Annotated in this window: 14 protein-coding genes; 4 read left to right on the top strand and 10 right to left on the bottom strand. The window is 45.8% G+C overall.

Going from position 1 to position 17,120, the window contains the following annotated elements; translation table 11 throughout:
• Positions 1–47: 47 nt before the first annotated feature.
• Positions 48–791, bottom strand: a complete 744-nt coding sequence (locus DXN04_RS05360) for a LytR/AlgR family response regulator transcription factor (RefSeq protein ID WP_116852247.1) — start codon at positions 789–791, stop codon at positions 48–50.
• A complete protein-coding gene (locus DXN04_RS05355; protein WP_116852246.1) occupies positions 788–1,711 on the bottom strand; it encodes a sensor histidine kinase in 924 nt (307 codons plus the stop codon). Before DXN04_RS05355 ends, DXN04_RS05360 begins: the two co-directional genes overlap by 4 nt.
• Positions 1,712–2,039: 328 nt before the next feature.
• On the opposite strand from DXN04_RS05355, the gene DXN04_RS05350 reads away from it, so the two are divergent.
• Positions 2,040–4,271, top strand: coding sequence for a glycyl radical enzyme family protein (locus DXN04_RS05350; RefSeq protein ID WP_116852245.1), 2,232 nt, complete (start codon positions 2,040–2,042; stop codon positions 4,269–4,271).
• A 178-nt stretch (positions 4,272–4,449) separates the two neighbouring features.
• Here DXN04_RS05350 and DXN04_RS05345 read toward each other — a convergent pair whose 3' ends face one another.
• Entirely contained in the window at positions 4,450–4,875 is a 426-nt protein-coding gene (locus DXN04_RS05345) for a 6-pyruvoyl trahydropterin synthase family protein (protein ID WP_116852244.1), read from the bottom strand.
• A 500-nt stretch (positions 4,876–5,375) separates the two neighbouring features.
• On the opposite strand from DXN04_RS05345, the gene DXN04_RS05335 reads away from it, so the two are divergent.
• Together DXN04_RS05335 and DXN04_RS05330 are read left to right on the top strand one after the other, a co-directional pair.
• Positions 5,376–6,194: a class I SAM-dependent methyltransferase gene (locus tag DXN04_RS05335; RefSeq protein ID WP_116852242.1), complete on the top strand. Its 819-nt coding sequence runs from the start codon at positions 5,376–5,378 to the stop codon at positions 6,192–6,194.
• A gap of 212 nt (positions 6,195–6,406) precedes the next feature.
• On the top strand, positions 6,407–8,650 hold the full coding sequence (locus DXN04_RS05330; protein WP_116852241.1) for a glycoside hydrolase family 2 protein: 2,244 nt from the start codon (positions 6,407–6,409) through the stop codon (positions 8,648–8,650).
• A 35-nt stretch (positions 8,651–8,685) separates the two neighbouring features.
• On the opposite strand, the gene DXN04_RS05325 is transcribed toward DXN04_RS05330, so the two are convergent.
• From DXN04_RS05325 to DXN04_RS05310, 5 genes are all read right to left on the bottom strand, one after another.
• Complete coding sequence (locus tag DXN04_RS05325; RefSeq protein ID WP_116852240.1) at positions 8,686–10,023, bottom strand: DEAD/DEAH box helicase; 1,338 nt, start codon at positions 10,021–10,023, stop codon at positions 8,686–8,688.
• An 81-nt stretch (positions 10,024–10,104) separates the two neighbouring features.
• The gene (locus tag DXN04_RS34725) at positions 10,105–10,281 is read right to left on the bottom strand and encodes a glycerophosphodiester phosphodiesterase family protein (RefSeq protein ID WP_158568852.1); all 177 of its coding nucleotides are present in this window, start codon (positions 10,279–10,281) and stop codon (positions 10,105–10,107) included.
• Positions 10,282–10,299: 18 nt separating this feature from the next.
• Positions 10,300–11,262 (bottom strand): polyprenyl synthetase family protein, encoded by a 963-nt coding sequence (locus tag DXN04_RS05320; RefSeq protein ID WP_116852239.1) that lies wholly within the window; start codon positions 11,260–11,262, stop codon positions 10,300–10,302.
• Between the two features lie 77 nt (positions 11,263–11,339).
• Positions 11,340–12,683 (bottom strand): alpha-L-fucosidase, encoded by a 1,344-nt coding sequence (locus DXN04_RS05315; protein WP_116852238.1) that lies wholly within the window; start codon positions 12,681–12,683, stop codon positions 11,340–11,342.
• A 61-nt stretch (positions 12,684–12,744) separates the two neighbouring features.
• Complete coding sequence (locus DXN04_RS05310) at positions 12,745–14,193, bottom strand: aminotransferase-like domain-containing protein (RefSeq protein ID WP_116852237.1); 1,449 nt, start codon at positions 14,191–14,193, stop codon at positions 12,745–12,747.
• An 81-nt stretch (positions 14,194–14,274) separates the two neighbouring features.
• Here DXN04_RS05310 and DXN04_RS05305 point away from each other — a divergent pair, with 81 nt between their 5' ends.
• Positions 14,275–14,673, top strand: a complete 399-nt coding sequence (locus tag DXN04_RS05305; protein ID WP_116852236.1) for a GNAT family N-acetyltransferase — start codon at positions 14,275–14,277, stop codon at positions 14,671–14,673.
• Positions 14,674–14,974: 301 nt separating this feature from the next.
• On the opposite strand, the gene DXN04_RS05300 is transcribed toward DXN04_RS05305, so the two are convergent.
• Positions 14,975–16,129, bottom strand: coding sequence for a hypothetical protein (locus DXN04_RS05300; RefSeq protein WP_116852235.1), 1,155 nt, complete (start codon positions 16,127–16,129; stop codon positions 14,975–14,977).
• On the bottom strand, positions 16,113–17,120 hold the full coding sequence (locus DXN04_RS05295; protein ID WP_116852234.1) for a DUF2157 domain-containing protein: 1,008 nt from the start codon (positions 17,118–17,120) through the stop codon (positions 16,113–16,115). Before DXN04_RS05295 ends, DXN04_RS05300 begins: the two co-directional genes overlap by 17 nt.

Raw genomic sequence — 17,120 nt, 5'->3', positions numbered from 1 at the left:
CAACTGTAAAAATCAGGTTTGCTGAGTTAGACAAAATGGGGAATGGATTAGTCTTTTGTGAGCCATTCAAGGAATTCTGTCGCTTTTTCTTTCCTGATGGTAATGGCTTCATTATAATCTACCAGGAGGTTGAGCAACAGTTTCCTGCCCAGGTATTGGGATACATCGCGAATAGCCTTGCGGTTCACGAGGTGCTGCCTGTCTGCCCGGTAAAAGCCAGGGCCAAGCACAGTTTCCAGTTCATCCAGCGGCTGACTGATAACATACTTATGCTGTTCGAAATCAATAAGGGATACCTGCCCATGCTGGATGTAAAACAGGGCAATATCTTCTGTTTTAATGGGAATGATCTTGTCCCGCAGGCTGACCAGCAACCTGGAAGTAGCGCTGGGCTTCTGCAATAACTGGATAATGGTATTATAATCCGGTGAAATACTCTGTCGCAGCGATTCATAATGCGTGATCGCATCATTGATAGCTGACTGCCCATAAGGTTTCAGGATGTAATCAATTCCATTGCTTTTAAATGCCTGGATGGCGTATTCATTAAATGCAGTGCAGAAAATGACGGGAACATGGTGCTTTAACTGATGGAAGATCTCGAAACTCAGTCCGTCTCCCAACTGGATATCGCTGAACACCAGCTGGCAGGTATTGGATTCAAACCATGCCAGGGCTTGTTTTACGGAAGGAAGGATCTTTACAATCGTCCATTCTTTGCGTGCAGTGAGAATATAATGCTGTAATTCTTCGGCCAGGTTCTTCTCATCTTCAATGATCACTACATTCATTTGCGTATCATTTTTATACTTACACTAAATGTTTCTCCGTCATTATTGACAGTAACAGTTTCACCATACAGCAAGCGGTATCTCTCCTTCAGGTTTTGCAATCCCATTCTGGAAGATGCCTCCAGCAGGAAACGGGGCTGTATATTATTGCTTACCAACAAACTGGTTTCATTATTTGTCACTGTAATCTTAAGGGGGGCTTCTTCTGTCATGTTATTATGCTTCACGGCATTCTCCACTAAAATCAGGATAGCAAAATAAGGCACGAAATAGGTAAGATATTTCTCATCAATCTCTGATGCAAACTGAAGAGCGGTATCAAAGCGCATCTGCTGCAGGGCGATATAATCTTCGCAGAAAGCCAGTTCCTCTTTCACAGTGATGGTATCGAACTTTTTATTTTCCAGGCCCAGGCGGAGGAAACTCGATAATTTCACCAGGTATTCATCGGCAATGGCCGGATCTTTGCGGATCAACGCCTTAGCTGTACCGATCGCATTGAACAGAAAATGTGGGTTCAGCTGGTTGTGCAATACCTCGTAACGGGATTGCAGGTTAGCGAATTTTAATTGTTCGTTTTCGATGTCCAGTTTCTTTTTGGTCCTGTTCAATAAGATCACCACAGAAATGATAAATATCATGGAATTGACCGCAATGATATTAACGATCCTGAATAAATAGAAAGCAGTACCGGGGAGTATAAAATGATTCATCCTGCCAAAGAAATAAGTAATAGTTGTCAGGAAGATCATTGTAAAGGTGGAGACAAAAAACCGGTTTTTATTAAGTGCAACCCGCCCGATCAGGAAGATATGGAACATCCATGCTATGAATATACCAACGGTAGCGAAGGGAAAACCGATCCAAATGTGCGTAGTACTCACATTCCGGACCAGGAATACGGGGGTAACCAGCAGCATCGCGATGAGCGGTGATGTGATGAGAGCCGCGCGAAATAAGGCCCAGCGTTCTTCTTTGGTAAGATTGGTGTTAATAATCCGGATTTTAGATGTGAAGATATAAGATTTTTCAGAATAGGTATTTGGTGAGTAAAATTTTAAACAGAGTGGATTACCTTGCTATCGCAGGCCTTTTAAAAAATAGAAACTATTTATGCACACATGTGTTTAACTTTCTGAAGGGCCTTTTCCCCAAACCAATACATTTGTAGCGTTATCACATCGCCAACTTCGCTGTTTATTCCTAGCCATACCCTTGTTAGGCATTATAAATCAAGACTTTTAGAGCATGCAGAACTTTCTATCAGAATTTAAGCTACAGACCGGCTATTTAAAGTACCGTCCTGAACTAAGCAGGAAGGAAACCTGGGAAGAAGCCATCCGGGAGCGGGTCATGAAAATGCACCGTGACAAATACGCACACCTGCTTGATAACAAGGTGTTGTCGGAATACATGGATTTTGCAGAAGATGCTTATGTTGATAAACTGGTATTAGGTTCACAGCGGGCGCTTCAATTTGGTGGACAACCCATCCTGCGCCATAACTCCAAGATGTACAACTGTCTGACCTCTTATTGCGACAGACCGGAGTTCTTCCGGGAATCTATGTGGTGGCTGCTGAGCGGGTGTGGAGTTGGTTTTTCAGTACAACATCATCACATTGCAAAACTGCCTGAATTACAGGTACGTGACAAAGGAACAAGAACCTTCATAATTGAAGACAGTATAGAAGGCTGGGCAGATGCGATCGGCGTACTGCTGGCTTCCTATTTCAGAGCTGACAATAAGTTCCAGACTTATTGGGGATATGAGGTAAGGCTTGATTATTCCCTGATCAGACCTAAAGGAGCTTACATCTCATCCGGCTTCAAGGCACCTGGCTCCGATCCACTGAAGATAGCGATTCAGAAGATCGAAGAAATCATCGAACAATGGCTGAAATCACAAGGTGGTACCATGAGAAGCATCCTGGCATACGATATCGTAATGCATGCTTCAAATGCAGTACTGGCTGGTGGTGTAAGAAGAAGCGCCACCATCTGTATTTTCAGCAAAGATGATGAGGAGATGCTGAATGCCAAGACCGGTAACTGGTATATTACACAACCCCAACGTGCACGCTCTAATAATTCTGTTGCCCTGCTGAAATCAGAAACTACTTACGAAGAGTTTCAATCAATCATGGAATCAGTAAAGGAATTTGGTGAACCCGGCTTCGTATGGCTGGATGATCTGGAAATTCTGTACAATCCATGTGTAGAAGTAGGGATGGTGCCTAAACTGAAAACGGAAGATGGATGGGTATCCGGCTGGCAGGGATGTAACCTGACGACTGGTAATGGTGCGATGTGCCGGGATAAAAAGACTTTCCTGCGCATGTGTAAGGCACTGGCCATCTTAGGTACGCTGCAGGCAGGCTATACAACCTTCGATTATGTAGGAGGTGTTACCGAAGAAATCTTTAAAAAAGAAGCATTATTAGGTTGTGCTATTTCAGGATGGTTAGATAATCCTGATGTACTGCTAAACAAAGAAATACTGGCAGAAGGTGTACAACTCATCAAAGATATTAACAAGGAACTGGCAGCAGTATTAGGTATCAATTATGCAGCCCGTACCACGCTGAGCAAACCTGATGGTAATGGTGCAATTATCCTGGGTTCTTCATCAGGTGTAAAACCTGTGGAAGGTAAACGCTGGATCCGTTATGTACAGGTCAATCCGGATGAATATGGCGTAGAGTTCTTCAAGTCACAGAATCCGGAACTGGTAGAGAAAAGTGTATGGGATTTCAATGGTCGCGACTATGCCATTGGCTTTGCCATGGAAGCGGAACCCAAGGCAATGAGCAAACACGATGTATATGGTGTGAAACACCTGGAAATTGTGAAGTTCATCATGGAGAACTGGGTGTATCCGGGTACCAATATTGAAAGATGCGTGATTCCATCGGTAAGACATAATGTATCCAACACGATCTCAGTGGATAACTGGGAAGATGTAACCGATTATATCTATGCTAACCGTAAATACTTTGCAGGTATTTCTCTGCTGGGTATGTCCGGTTCTCTGGAATACAACCAGGCTCCTTATTCAGAAGTATTCACCCCCGATGAACTGATTAAGATGTATGGAGACGGCGTAATCATGGCATCTGGTCTGATTGTGGATGGTCTGCATGCATTTGACCAGGACTTATGGAAAGCATGTATGTATGTGCTGGACAGAAATCTGTCCCTGGAAGGAAGTCGTGAAAAAATCTTCTATCAGAAAGACTGGATCAGGCGTGCGAAGAAGTTTGCCAGGAACTACTTTAAGAAAGATCTGAAGAAAATGACTTATGCATTGAAAGATGTGCATCGTTATTATCGCTACATGACGATCGTGAAGAATGCAAAGATGATCGACTGGAGCAAATACAAAGAGGAATTACCTGATTATGTGGATGTGAACACCCTGGGTGCTATCGCCTGTGCAGGCGGAGCGTGCGAGTTGCCACAGGCACAGTTGACAGTATAGAACAGCAGCCTGCATATAGGCTACAACAAAAAGGCCTGAGCATTGCTCAGGCCTTTTATCGGAAAAAGGGTGTATCAGTTTACCATAATGTTGATCCTTAAAGCTATGCGATGATTCCCATGATACAACCACCAGTTTGTGACTTGATCCACTCTATTGCGGCTTAGATTCAAATATATTACTTGATCCATTCGGCGTACGAATCACTGGTTTCATACAAAACCAGTTTAACTAACTCTACATCTTCCGGAAATCCACCCTGCAACTCCTGCTTGATATACAGGATGATATTCTCTGCGGATGGTTCCATGTCCCAGATTTCGAGATTTTCCAGCTCTCCCAGATTCGGGTTAGCAGCCAGGTAAGCTTTGGACAGAATAAGGCGGTGATCAAATTTATCAACCACTTTCTCATTTACCAGTTTCTTCAGGTCTTTAAAGTCCATCAAAATTCCTGTGCCCCCCAAATATCCTTCTTCGGGTGTTTTGCTGCTGACAGTTACATGCAGTTTATAGGAATGTCCATGTAAGTTCCTGCATTTGCCGGCGTATCCATGCAGGGCATGGGCCGTTTCAAAGTTGAATATTTTAGTGATTTGCAACACTGATCGTTCTCAAATTTTTGCAAAGCTACTGCAAATAACAATCGACATTCATGATTTATGTCATTTTAACAAACCGGTTGATTTAAATTCTCCTTTTCTGATGGTATATTCACAATTTTGAGTAATTGTAAAATTGATATCCAGAAAGGTCCAGACGGTCGCATTGATATTCTTATTCAGAAGCAGGGATGGCAGATTTTGTCCAAACCCATTTATGGTCAACAAAAAGAAAAATATGGTTCTCATATATGAGAGTGATCGTTTCAGCTAAAAGGTTGCATCCTGACCGCACTTTTATTTTCCCTTAGAGACACTTCTTCAGTCCGCCGTCAACATGCCCACACCCACAGTTCTACAAATCATTTATTTTATAATTTATATTTCATTTGCCCATGAAGCTACCGGCAGTCATTTTCCTCTTGCACATTCAGTTTCTTTCCTCACATTTGATCCAACAAGTAATGCGTAATAATTCCCTATCAGCCTAATGCTCAACTTTCATGCGTCAGATTATTAAAAAAATCCTGAAAAGGACAGCGCTACCGCTGTACCTGCAATTCCGCGGTCTTTACTATAGTGGAAACACTGTAAACTGCCCTTGCTGTAATCATTCTTTTACGCACTTTCTGCCCCTCGGCGTTGACAGACGACCGGGACAATGTCCGCGCTGCCGCTCCAACGAACGCGATCGCGCACTATGGCTCTACCTTCAGCGACATCCTGCATTTATCGCTCCCGGCAAGAAGCTGCTCCACATCGGCCCTGAAGCTATTTTCTACAATTATTTCAGGAAGATCAAAGGGCTGCAATACACGCCTGCAGATAAATTCGCACAGATGTTTGAAAGTACTTACCCTGCAGATACGATCTATCTTGACATCACAGACATGCCCGAAATTCCGGACAACACCTATGATGTGATCCTCTGCAGCCATGTGCTGGAATACATTCATGACGATGCACAGGCTATGCGCGAACTACGCAGAGTGCTCAAACCCGATGGTATTGCCCTGATCCAGGTGCCCATCAAACATGGCATGAAAAAGACGTATCAGGATTATTCCATTACCTCTCCGGCCCAGCGGGCTATTGCATTCGGAGATCCGGGACATGTTCGTTTTTATGGGGAAGATTATGCTGATAAACTGGCATCCCAGGGCTTGGCTCCTGATTTCATTCCCTTTACAACATTGTTTTCCGAAGAGGAAATCCGCCGCTACGGCCTGGTGAAGTATGATGATTTCCAGCTAACCAGCAAAGTCGAATTGTACCAGCAACTCGCCGGTATGCCCTTATTGCTGCTTTCAATGCTCGCCTGACTTTTATTCTAGCCGATCGCTGATGCCTGCGGCATCAGCGATCGAAGGCAGGAAAGGAAGGCCTGTGGCCGGCTGTAGAATCTAAATGAGTCAATCTTCATGTTACCTTCCCCCATCATCCGCAACTAGTCATATTTCACCTTCTATAACTGCGGATATACTTCCCCCTGGCTGCTATATTCGTCAGCTACTTAAACACCATGTACTTTATAATGAAACGTTTTGTTAAACAACTTGCCATTTTCCTCACCTTTTCCTGTGCAGCTCCTGTATTACACGCGCAGACCAACTGGGAGATCCAACCAGCCGCACTGCAAACCCGCTGGTCCCAGCTCGTTTCTCCTGCAAATGCACTACCCGAATATCCACGTCCGCAGATGATCCGTGACAACTGGGAAAACCTGAACGGGTTATGGGAATATGCCATTACTGATAAAGACGCTACAAAGCCTGTAATTTTCGCTGGCGAGATCCTGGTGCCTTATCCTATAGAATCGGCATTATCAGGCGTTAAAAAGGCTGTATTGCCCTCTCAACGCCTTTGGTATAAACGTCGCCTGCCAGCGGTGACCAGACCTGAAGGCAAACGGATCCTGCTCCATTTTGGCGCAGTTGACTGGCAAACCACCGTGTATGTGAATGGAAAACAGGCAGGCACTCATACCGGCGGCTATCAAAACTTTTCTTTTGACATCACCCGCCTGCTGAAAGAACGCGACAACGAAATACTGGTTAGCGTCTGGGATCCCTCCGACCAGGGCATCAATCCCCACGGCAAGCAGGTACTGGCTCCCAAAGGCATCCGCTACACCGCCACTACCGGCATCTGGCAAACTGTCTGGCTCGAAACCGTACCTGACACCTACATCTCCTCCCTCGTTATCACCCCGGATGTTGACGGCGGCTTCGTATCGCTCACTGTCAAAACCACTGGTATGACAGGTAATGTAAAAGTAGCTGCCTTTGCCGGCAGCAAGGGGCAGACCATCAGCCGCGTAAAAGGTAAAGCCAATGAAACCATCAAAATACCTGTGCCCAAAGCACACCTCTGGAGCCCGGAAGATCCTTTTCTCTATGACCTCTCCGTAAAACTCATTCAAAACGGAGATACCGCCGATGCCGTCAGTTCTTATTTCGGCATGCGGAAAATTGCCATCAAAAAAGATCCGAAAGGACAGGAAAGAATTTACCTGAACGACCAGTATACCTACAACCTGGGCGTACTGGACCAGGGTTTCTGGCCGGATGGCCTCTATACCGCCCCTACTGACGAAGCACTGAAGTTCGACATAGAAGCCATCAAAAGCATGGGCTTCAATACCATCCGTAAGCACATCAAAATAGAGCCTGCCCGCTGGTACTACTATGCAGATAAATTAGGCATGCTGGTATGGCAGGATATGGTGACCTGCGCCAGCCTGAAACCAGAGGCAAAAGAAGCTTTTGAAAAAGAAAGTGCCGCAAACGTGGCCCAATTGTATAACCATCCCTCCATCATCTCCTGGGTACTTTTCAATGAAGGCTGGTTTACCTACGACCAGCTCCGCCTTACAAAATGGCTGAAGAGCACAGATCCTACCCGCTTGGTGAATGGCCATACCGGCGAAAACTACGAGATGGACGGACAACAGGTTTCTGAAAAGTGGGCCAACGCCGACTTTGCAGATGTTCATGATTATCCCGGCCCCGGTATTGCCCCCGCTCTCCCCGGCAAAGCAAGAGTACTGGGTGAATGGGGTGGCATCGGCGTACCCGTAAAAGGCCATGAATGGGATGCTGCCGCCGGATGGGGATATGTAAAAATTACTCCTGCCGAATTCAGCACCCGCTATGCTTCTATGGTCAGAAAGCTCAAGGATTACGAAACACAAGGTCAATCAGGCTCTATCTATACAGAACCCTTCGATGTGGAGATTGAAGAAAATGGACTGATCACGTATGATCGCAGGATCATAAAAATACCGCTGGATACCCTGCGTAAAATTCACGCTGCCTTCATTCCACAAACATTCAAGGCGGATCTGGCCCTTCAGAATGCAGATACCACTTCCATTCCGGATCCATTCCGCCCGCAATTCCTCGCTATCCTGGAAATGGAAGCAGACGCAAAAAAGACGCATGACTGGCAGCCATTGACTGAAAGTGTTACTGACTACCTCGGCAAAGGCGGCACCAGCTTCTCCCCTACCAAAATCAGCAGCATGGCGCAAAAGGTCTTCAATGGCACCAACGATACCACCTTGCTGACCCAGGCATTGAAATGGATGGAAAGAGTAGTGGAAATTGAAAAGAATACTTTTACTATGGGGACTTATGCAAACCTCCTGTATAAACTGGGCGATAAGGAAAACGCCCTGAAATGGATGGTAAAATCAGTGGAACTGGCCCATGAAGAAGAGATCCCGGAATACCAGGCCATTTATGACAAAATGAAGAAAGGCGAAAAAACATGGTAATAAAAAAGACCCGGCTTGTAAAGCCGGGTCTTTTTTTATTTCTTTTTCTTCTTGGCACCTCTTGTTTTAGGCTTACCGTACTTCAGCTGCATCTTCTCTTTGTGGGAGATCTTTACATTCACTTTCTTATTCTTCGCCTTCTTCTCATGGAAAGCGGGTCCATAAGTTTCCAGCTTGGGTAATGCCACCAGGAAATTCTTCATCTTCACTTCGGGTTTCTCATCATCTGTCAGTACATCGGAAATTTCCAGGTCATCGGGTAAGGGTACCAGCGGAATCTCATAGTTCATTAATGCCTGGATCCTTTCCAATCCATCTTTTTCACGGCCTGTATAGAAGATGATGGACTTACCATGTTTATCTGCACGACCGGTACGACCTATTCTATGCAGGTAGCTCTCCGGTACTTCAGGCACGTCGAAGTTGAGTACATGGCTTACATCCTCAATATCGATACCTCTCGCGATGATATCAGTGGCAATAAGGAAGCGGTATTCGCCTGACTTAAATTTCTTTACTGTATTAAAACGATGGTTCTGCTCTTTGTTGGAATGAATCACTCCTACGCGCTCAGGGAACTTTGTCTCTACCTGCTCAAACAGCTGGTTCGCCAGTTCCTTTGTAGCTGCAAAGATCAGCACCTTGCTCATTTCCTCATGCGTCTTCAGCAACAGTTCCAGCAGGTTCACCTTCGTATTGAAGTTAGGTACTGCGTAGGCAGTCTGACTGATATTTTCACGGGGAGTACCCGCAGGTGCAGCTTCGATTGTGACCGGTGCATTGAAGTACACCTCCATCAGATCCTCTACTTCCGGGGTAATTGTTGCTGAGAAAAGGAGGTTTTGCCTTTTTGCCGGCAGTAAATCCAGGATATGTTTCAATTGTGGGCGGAATCCCAGGTTGAGCATTTCATCCACCTCATCTATCACCAGTCGTTTAATAGCTTTCAGTTTCAATGCACCACTCAGCACCAGGTCTACCAGGCGGCCCGGGGTAGCTACCACCACATCCAGTTTGCCATTGGCAGTCACCATCTGTGGGTTCATGTTCACCCCGCCAAAAAATCCGGCTACCTCCACATTCATGTAGGGAGTCAGCTTTTTTACTGCCTCTACGACCTGTGTTACCAGTTCGCGGGTAGGCACTACTACCAGAATCTGGGCATAGCGCTCTTTGGAAAACTTCCACTGCCGCAGGCAGGGCAACAGGTAAGCAAAGGTTTTACCAGTACCGGTCTGTGCTATGCCACATACGTCCTGACCGGACATGACCACAGAAAAGGCCTTCGCCTGAATGGTGGTGGGCGTTGTATAGCCCAGATCACTCAGGGCATTCAATAAAGGCTTGCTGAGGTTTAGTTCATCAAAAGTCATAATACGATTCAAAATGAACCGCAAAGGTACTGAATCTATTTCTTCTGATAAGAGCCGGCCAATTTCACCAGGGTTTCCGGGTCATCGGTAATGATTCCGTCTACCCCCCAGATCCATCATTTTCTGCATCTCCTGCGGGTCATTGACTGTCCATGGCAGTACCTGTACCTTCTTATTGTGGGTGGTATTAATTAATTCCTTCGTTACCAGGGAGGAGTAAGGACTATAATTGTCAGGAATAAGGTTTATAATTGTCATACACCTGCCTGAACACCGTTAATACTTCCTGTCGGTCGTATAGCGAACTATTTCTTCCAGTGCATCTTTTACAGCGGTATTTCCAAAGGTATCAAGAATGGCTAATGCCTCATCCCTGAAGGCATACATGCGTTCAGTTGCATACTCTAAGCCACCGCATTCCTTTACTACTGAAATAAGGTAAGCGATTCTTTCTTTGTTGGTATTCTGATGCCTGATAATGTATAATAATTCTTTACGTTGTGCCGGAGAACAATTGGCAATCGTATAAATCAATGGCAGGGTTACTTTCTTTTCCTGGATGTCATTGCCCACTGGTTTGCCGACATCCTCAGTGCCATAATCAAACAGGTCGTCTCTGATTTGAAAGGCCATTCCGACCTTTTCTCCAAACAATGCAATTTTTTCAATTACGCTTTCATCATTGGTGGTGGAAGCCGCTCCCGCCCTGCATGCTGCCTTTAACAGCGCTGCCGTCTTTTGACGGATGATGGTATAATAGACGTCTTCATTTAAGTTTAACTTTTTCGAGCGAGTGAGCTGTTCCAGCTCTCCGATGATCGTCTCTTCAATGGCATCCGAGAAAATCTTCAGGATCTTATGGTCGCCTATCGAGAGAGATTGAAGCATTCCGTTCGAAAACATCACGTCGCCCACTAACACAGCCGTTCGGCTTTTCCAGAGGGCGTTTACCGAGGCTTGTCCCCTTCGCTCCGCCGCGTCATCTACGATATCATCATGCACCAGCGAGGCATTGTGCAACAGCTCTACCAATACTGCGGCCCTGTAACTCTGTTCTGTGATCTCTCCCGCCAGGTGCGCACTCAGCAAGACGAATACAGGTCTTACCTGCTTGCCGGAATGCCGCAGAATATAATCAGTGATCTTATTAAAAAGCGCACTGTCTCCCTGCATCCATTCGCGCAAGTATTGGCCAAAACGTGTAAGGTCCCCTGTTAGTATCTTTTTCGCTAATTGCATAAAGTGCACCAAAGATAATAAATTCTGTCAGCCAGTAAGCCAATCCTGGTCAGCTTACCGGCTGACAGCCATACGTATTATTTGGCACCATCGATGGTACTCTGCCGGTAGCTTGTAACTACAGGCTTGAATTTTACATGTTCAATCTTCAGTACTACAGGGTTTGGCCACTTGCGGTCTGTGTAAAACCGTTGCCCGTTTACCGCACTGATGAAGAGCCCTACCGGGGTATTCTGGGAGTAAATTCCTGCATCAAAATTTTCCTTATACTCTACCAGCTGGCTGGCATAACCAAGAATGGAGACCTTCGTCCGGGCATTTCCTTCCAGGGTATGAAACACCATATCTTTTCTTTCTCCATATTTCCAATCTTTACCACCCTGTACAAAGGCGTAGACGGTGGTAGTATCTGCCCCGCGGGTAAACCATACATTGCCTTCTTTAGCAATATGCCAGGGACGTACCCCTGTCACCGCCTCATTATTGGCAAACTGCCACAGCGCCAGTTCTCTCAGCAAGGCCTCCTGTTCAATCTGGATCTCACCATCCGGTTTAGGGCCTACATTCAATAAGAGATTGCCACCCTTGGCCCTGGTTTCAATGAGCATATTGATCATTTCTGTACCCGATTTCTGAGGGTCATTGGTAGGCTTATACTGCCAGTCAGTGCCCATGGTGAAGCAGGCCTCCCAGGGTCCGGGTAATACAGAATCAGGCAATTCCTGCTCAGGAGTATTCATCTGCCCGCGGGTAACTACTATATTAGGTTGCAGTTCCCAGGCGTATTCTTTCAGACCTTCGGCAGGACCGTCAAAAAAGATGAAGTCTATCTTGCCATAGTTACTGAGAAGTTCTTTCAGCTGTGCCTTGTCCAGCGCCATCAGGCCCGGATTCTTCTCAGGAAAGTGCTGTGGCAGCTGCATTCTGCCAACAGGTACATGCTGCTGGTATAAAAAGTTAAAATCTTCAGGGGAGAAATAAATACCGATCGCAATACCCTGTTTGCGAAAGGCATCAAAGATGGCTTTGGTTGCATCTTTTTTGAACGGCGTATTCATGATGTTGAAAGGAGTCGTCTTCGTATCCCACATACAAAAACCGGAGTGGTGCTTAGTGGTGAATACCACGTATTTCATACCGGCCAACTTAGCGAGCACAGCCCAGTCGTCAGGATTGAATTTATGTGGGTTGAAGGTTTTGGGCAGTTCTTTGGTAAACCGCTCCAGGTATTCGTCGGAGGCTCCTGCCATGCTATGGCTGATGACGGCACCCAGTTGTGCATCTACACTCCAGTGAATAAACATACCGAGACCAAGGTCCATGAACCATTTCTCTTTTGCAGGGTCGTTACTGGTTTTTTGAGCGGAAACGCTAAAGGACATGACAATACAGGCTAAAGCCAGGCATAATTTTCTCTGCATAATAGATCCAGTTGATAAGCAATGGTTAATAATACAAAGAAAATCCCCTAAATGCAAGGGATTATATACCGCTGGCAAGGATTGTGATCGCCTCCGTCATTTCCTGTTCATTCAGCGAAGCAAAACCAATTCTACAGGCATTTCCGACCATGTAATTTGAGCCATCACTGATATACAATCCCTGTTTGGCAGCATGGGCTGACAAGGATTTTAACGGGATTTTGAATTGGGTCCAGATGGCCATTCCTCCCATAGGTATATTGTATTCAACAGCATGCTGCAAACGTGTATCCAGTAGCGTGGTCAGATGCTGTAACCTGGCATGATAGATCTTATTTGCCTTTTTCAGATGCCGGGACATGTCCCCGTTTTTGATCAATATAGCCAGCGCATCTTCCATGAGATGGTTGCCTTTCAGGTCCAGTAATTTGCGCAGGTATATGCCCTGCTGGATGAAGTCTTCAGCACCTACCAGGAAGCCAATGCGTACAGAAGCCGCCAGGGACTTGGAGAAGGAGCCAATATAGATGACCCTCCCATCATGATGGCCGCTGGCCAGCGGCAGGTAGGGAGAAGAATTATAGTGAAAGCCATAATCATAATCGTCTTCGATAATGGCAAAATTGTACTGGGCAGACAGTTCCAGCAGGTGCATTCTCCTGGCTGGGCTCAGGGTCACAGTAGTCGGATGATGATGATGCGGAATCACATAGAGCATGCTGATAGGATGCTTTTTGCAGATGGCTGCTACAGCATCGGTATCTATGCCCTGATCATCTACAGGCACGGTGATCAGGTTGGCACCCAGGTGTTCGAATACCTGGCTGGCAGTATAATAGCCCGGAGTACCGGCAATCACATTGGCTCCGGGTGTGATGGTAAGTCTGGCTGCTATATAAATGGCCATCTGGGCACCATGGGTGATGAGGAGATGGGGAACATCTGCCTTGATGCCTCTGGTTTCAGAGAGGTAGTCTACCATCACCTCGCGCAGGTGGAGGGCTCCGGCAGTGACGGTACCGGTTACGGGGTTCTTATATTTAAATTTCAGCAGACTTCTGTATTCACGCATAAGTAAGTCCAGGGGGGCTAAGCGGGTATCCGGCCAACCGTCGTCAATTGTAAGGCGAAAGGGGGTATTGGGAGGATAGATGCTTCCCTGACGGTCTTTTGTCAGGACATTGAATGGGGCAGACATTTGTTTGCCATAGCCGCTGGTAACTTCCTGTTTCCATTCCCGGGGTTTCAGTTCAGGGAGATTACCCGCTACAAAAAATCCCTTCCTGGGGGTAACCAGGATCCAGCCCTGGATCTGTAATTCACTATAGGCCGCAACGACCGTTTTGCGGTGTACATCCAGGATCCCGGCCATTTCACGGGTCCCGGGCAGGGCAGTTTCAGGCTTTAGAATTCCGTTCTTGATGTGCTGGGAAATGGCGTTGGCGATCTGCCTGTAGACAGGCAGGGCTAAGGTTTTATTCAGTGGAATGAGAGTTTGGAACGGCAGCATCTGGACTACTTTGTATTTTAGAACTGGGACACAAAGATAGTCCTGCCAAACAGTAGTTTTGACAGGTAAACCAGAAAAAATATGCACATCCATTACAAGAAAGACAGGGTTCCCGCTACACAGGATATTATTGAATTATATGACAATGCGGTGCTGAAAAGGCCGACAGAAGATCCGGGTAGGATTGCTAAGATGTATGAAAACTCAAATCTGGTAATTTCAGCCTGGGATGGTGATAAGCTGGTGGGGGTAGCCCGGTCTGTGACTGATTATTGTTATTGCTGTTATTTGTCTGATCTGGCGGTGAGCAAGGATTATCAAACGGCGGGAATCGGGAGGCAGCTGGTGGCATTGACACAGGAGGCAATTGGCCCCCAGACGATGTTGTTGTTACTGTCGGCACCATCAGCGATGGAGTATTATCCCAGGATTGGGATGACGAAGCTGGATAATGCCTTTTATTTTCCGAGAAAGGAATAGGCTTGGGCTAAGCGTGATTACTTAGTAAAGATTATCAGGAGGCTTAAAATGATTACATATTTAAAACTTAAAGGATCACTTCCCTGCTGCCGCAAGTCATTGCAAGCTGGCCCTGGCATGCTGACCATTCTACGTACCATCCAGTTTCCGTAGAACTACGTTCCTTTTTCCGTACTTCCCCTCTACCCACTCTCTTTCCACCATTCTATCTTTGCGTCAGTTTAGTTCTCATCAAGTTGATGCACCTGCTGACAGCACCAACAAAGACCGACGGCTAGTAACCGTCGGTCTCTTTTTTAGGTCAATATTGTCCACTGGCACCGCCACCACTAGCAGAACCACCACCAAAATCAAAGCGGTCTTTGGCGGGCGCACCAGTTTTAAATGTCTGGGAGATCACGATAGATTCAATCTGCAATGCTTCCAGTGTTCCTTTTTCATCATCTTCTTCAGAAGTAAATCCATGTTTAGGTTCTTTCAGGTACCTGATGATGCCGTAAGCCAATAAGATCATAATTAAACCGCCAATAGTCATGGCGACTTCCAGTGGGGCTACGCTATGGTAATACCTGATTGTAAAAACAATAGCCGCTACTAAAACCAGGCCTACACGAAGCAGGATCTGGTCTTTATTTTTAAGACCAAAAAATAAATAAGCAAGGGGTACTACAACTGTCAGCATCCAGAAGAGCCATCCCATAGGTAATCCTTTTACTTCTCCTTCAGGAGTATAATGCCAGGATTCATAAGTAACTCTCACTAAAAAATAGTTACCTCCTGCATAGAGAGCCAGCAAAGCAAGGGCCTGCATTCCTTTCATCACCCCTTTATAATGCCTGAATGCTTCCTGATTCACCAGGTTGCGCAACAACCAGTACATGCCAAATGAAACACCCATTATTACAAACGGCAGTATCAAAAGTAATGAGGTCAGATTAATCAGCAGTATATACAACAATGCCAACTGTGCAACCCAGCCCATAACCTGATCTGCAAAACGGAGAAAAAACCACATGCTGACGATGAGAACAATTATCCCCATCGCTGTTGGACTCATATGTATATCAAATAATACCAGGCCTCCAATAAACGAGCCTCCGCTCATCCACATCATCGCAGCATCTGCCCCGGACTTATAGTGTTTCTTCTCTTTCACCAGCAACTCCAATACAATGTAGGAACCTATTGCAAAGAAGATATTAATCCCACCAAACACATGTTCTGTAGCACCGCTCAACATGATTAAACAGAGGAACCCATAAGAAAAGATCCCAATGATCAGGCTCAGGATAAATAATCCTATGCGCAGGTACATATTAGGTGTATACAAATCCACCGGGTAGGCGGCTTTAATGCCATTCAGTTCTTCCTGGGTGATTAATTGCCTCCTGAAAGCCTTTTCTGCTTCAATGATGATTTCCCTGTTATCCAGCTGTTGTTTATTGTAGGCTATCATGTTTGATCTTTTTATTTGAGTTAACAAGGAATAAAATCAGTCCAATGGCAGAGGCAATGAAATACAGGATCCCTGCGTAGATGCCACCTTCGCTTTCAGTGAGGAGGAGCAGTCGTACGACTACGTAAGACAATCCAACGTATCCATATAAAGCGATCATCAACAGGAAGTAAAATGAATGATGCTTCAGTGCTTCCCTGTATAGATAGAAACTTGTGCCCGCCTGAATTGCGAACCATAAGAGATAGATGGCATCACCTTCCATCCGGTAACTTTCACTGGATATAAACATGGCAGTCACACAGGCCAGCAGCATAAGGTGCATACCGAAGTTGCGATAGGTGAAACCGAAATGAGGCTTTTTTCGCAGGTAATGTGTCAGAAAATCTACCAGCAATAGGGCAGCACCCAGCAACAATCCCGTTATAATCAGGTGCATGCTGATGAACATGGAGCCTGCGATAAAGGTCATGGGCGATACATTTACGCCCAGCCACGCAGCCAGGTTGGTAATTGCCAGACTTAGTACACCTAAATGATCGAAGTAATAAGCGCTGAAAAACAATACGATCAGCGGGATAAACGTAGCTGTCCCATAATGAAATTTAAATACACCATAGGCGGCCTGCAGGTAGGTGATGAATGTGATAAACAACAAACAGCCTAACAGTAGCACATAATCGAAAAACGGGTTGGGGGCGGGTACCTTTCCCCAGGAGAAAGGTAGTTTTTTCCGGAAGCTGTAGTAGAAACAACCGGCACAACCTAGTGCAATGGCTAGTAGAATGACCTGATGGCCAATGGTATCGATATTTTTGTAAACAAGAACACCTAGTCCCCCGCTTAATAACAGTACTCCTAAATAAAGAATGGTTTTCAATTCCCAATGGAGGCTAAACAATTTTTTTCCGGCGGCTGCATGGATGTTGGACATTGACCCGGGGGAGATCAAACCATCCTGCTCCAGTTTCCCGAACATGCGAATATTCAT

The organism is Chitinophaga silvisoli (genome assembly GCF_003412465.1).
Lineage (GTDB): Bacteria > Bacteroidota > Bacteroidia > Chitinophagales > Chitinophagaceae > Chitinophaga > Chitinophaga silvisoli.
Note: the sequence above shows the minus strand (reverse complement) of the source record. Positions and strands in the feature narration are given on the sequence as shown.

Bases quoted from the DNA above. Each gene is read 5' to 3' on its own strand.
- DXN04_RS05360 (WP_116852247.1), bottom strand. From the start codon at position 791: ATGAATGTAGTGATCATTGAAGATGAGAAGAACCTGGCCGAAGAATTA.
- DXN04_RS05355 (WP_116852246.1), bottom strand. From the start codon at position 1,711: ATGCTGCTGGTTACCCCCGTATTCCTGGTCCGGAATGTGAGTACTACG.
- DXN04_RS05350 (WP_116852245.1), top strand. From the start codon at position 2,040: ATGCAGAACTTTCTATCAGAATTTAAGCTACAGACCGGCTATTTAAAG.
- DXN04_RS05335 (WP_116852242.1), top strand. From the start codon at position 5,376: ATGCGTCAGATTATTAAAAAAATCCTGAAAAGGACAGCGCTACCGCTG.
- DXN04_RS05330 (WP_116852241.1), top strand. From the start codon at position 6,407: ATGAAACGTTTTGTTAAACAACTTGCCATTTTCCTCACCTTTTCCTGT.
- DXN04_RS05325 (WP_116852240.1), bottom strand. From the start codon at position 10,023: ATGACTTTTGATGAACTAAACCTCAGCAAGCCTTTATTGAATGCCCTG.
- DXN04_RS34725 (WP_158568852.1), bottom strand. From the start codon at position 10,281: ATGACAATTATAAACCTTATTCCTGACAATTATAGTCCTTACTCCTCC.
- DXN04_RS05320 (WP_116852239.1), bottom strand. From the start codon at position 11,262: ATGCAATTAGCGAAAAAGATACTAACAGGGGACCTTACACGTTTTGGC.
- DXN04_RS05315 (WP_116852238.1), bottom strand. From the start codon at position 12,683: ATGCAGAGAAAATTATGCCTGGCTTTAGCCTGTATTGTCATGTCCTTT.
- DXN04_RS05310 (WP_116852237.1), bottom strand. From the start codon at position 14,193: ATGCTGCCGTTCCAAACTCTCATTCCACTGAATAAAACCTTAGCCCTG.
- DXN04_RS05305 (WP_116852236.1), top strand. From the start codon at position 14,275: ATGCACATCCATTACAAGAAAGACAGGGTTCCCGCTACACAGGATATT.
- DXN04_RS05300 (WP_116852235.1), bottom strand. From the start codon at position 16,129: ATGATAGCCTACAATAAACAACAGCTGGATAACAGGGAAATCATCATT.
- DXN04_RS05295 (WP_116852234.1), bottom strand. From the start codon at position 17,120: ATGAATATTCGCATGTTCGGGAAACTGGAGCAGGATGGTTTGATCTCC.